We start from the raw sequence: 1,793 nt of genomic DNA on the forward strand, positions 1-1,793 counted from the left end.
GTCCGGAAGGGCCGGAACCCCTGGGGGTTCCGGCCCTTCCGGACGTGCGGGTGCGCGCGGACTACTTCGCGGGGACCTCTTCCAGGCACAGCACGAACTTGTCCGACTCCAGCTGCTGCGCGAGCGCCGACAGCTCCGCGCCGCACTGGTTCACGTCGAAGGTGTTGTCGATGACCTTGACGACCTTGAACAGGTCGGCCTTGCCCGAGGCGCAGTCCGTGGTGTCGACCTTGGGGTCGTTGTCCGGGCCCGTCACGGTGACGCACTCGCCGGCCTTGGCGTGCACGGGGGCGTCGCCGGTGAGGTACGGCAGGCCGAGCTTCACGCCGATGGCGATGGCGATCGCGAGGACGACACCGCCGACCTTCTTCAGGATGCGGCTGCCCTTCTTCGCGGGGGCGGGCTGCTCCGGAGCGGCGGGCTGCTCGGGGGTGAGGGGCGCGGGCGGCGTCGTCATGAGGGATTCCTTGGGGACGTGAACATGATCTGACGCGAACGCTACATGCGCCAAAAAGGGCAAAAAGGATCAAGGAGATCCATTGACCGATCAGTTGTCGAGTCGTGACTCTGGCGCTCCGTCAGGAGCGCGGCCCCAGCTGACGCTGGTGTTCCAGCACCCGCCTCAACTCCGCCGGAAGCGGGTGATACGGGCCGAACGCGCGCTCCGCGTCGAACAGCAGCCGCTGGAGCTGCTCCTGTCCGGCCGCGTGCTCCCCCGTCGCCACGAGGAGCAGCGCGATCCGCTGCCGGATGTCGAAGGCACGGGCCGGATCGCCCTCGTAGTACGGCAGGACCGCACGGAACTCGGTGAGCGCGGCGGCCGTCTCCCCCAGCTGCTCCAGGCACAGGGCGGCGTCATAACGGAATTGAAGAGCCTGCGGATCCGCCGGCCCCGCCTCCGCGTCGCGGTCCGCCGCGAGGCGGCGCAACTCGGGCAGCGCACGCCGGTACTGGCCGTCGTCCATCAGCGTGGACGCGTACTGCTTGCGCAGGATGCGGACGACCGGCGACCGCTCGCCGTGCTCTGCCGCGGCGGCGGGCAGGATCCCGCCGAGCATGTCGACGGCCTGGGTGAGCGCCCCCTCCCCCAGCAGCCGCTTGACCTCGTCGACGGCCGCGGCGACATCGGCGCGCGCGGGGGCGGCCGGGGACACGGGGGCGGTCGGGACCGGCGGCGGGTACGAGGCCCTCGGGTCGCCCCCGGGAGCGGGCACCACCGGCAGGGGCGGCGGAGTCCACGCCGGAAGGACCGGTGCGACCGGCGCCGCCGGCGCGGTCGCCGCCGGGCGGTCCGGCCAGGGCGCGTGCGGGCGGAGGAACGGCCGGGTCGGGTCCATCGGCCCGGCCGGTGCCCCGCGCGCGGGGAGCAGCGGCAGCAGCCGCTCGTACACCTCGTGCGCACCGGACGGCCGCTCCCGCGGGTCCTTGGCGAGCAACCGGAGGACCAGCGCTTCGAGGGGCTCGGGGAACTCGGGCCGCAGCTGACGGAGCGGCACGGGAGGCTCGTACAGATGGCGGTGGAGGACACCGAGCGCGGTGGACCCGGCGAAGGGCACGTTCCCACTGAGGAGTTCGTGCAGCAGCACGCCGAGCGCGTACAGGTCGGTGGAGGGTCCGACGGCGCCGCCCATGGCCTGCTCGGGCGCCATGTAGGCGGGGCTGCCGATGGGGGAACCGGTGTGGGTGAGGCGGGTGGTGTCGCTGTCCAGGACGGAGGCGACCCCGAGGTCGAGGACGACGACGGACCCGTCGGGACGGACCATCACGTTCCGCGGCTTGAGGTCGCGGTGCAC

2 protein-coding genes are annotated in these 1,793 nt (G+C 72.7%); both read right to left on the bottom strand.

The features are described from left to right. Positions 1-61: 61 nt before the first annotated feature. On the bottom strand, positions 62-457 hold the full coding sequence (locus AOK00_RS36005; protein ID WP_055604300.1) for an LppU/SCO3897 family protein: 396 nt from the start codon (positions 455-457) through the stop codon (positions 62-64). Between the two features lie 121 nt (positions 458-578). Then, positions 579-1,793: protein kinase domain-containing protein (locus AOK00_RS36010; RefSeq protein WP_055604301.1), on the bottom strand; the 1,215-nt coding region annotated here is incomplete at its 5' end.

This window comes from Streptomyces aureus, from assembly GCF_001418135.1.
Classification (GTDB): domain Bacteria; phylum Actinomycetota; class Actinomycetes; order Streptomycetales; family Streptomycetaceae; genus Streptomyces; species Streptomyces aureus_A.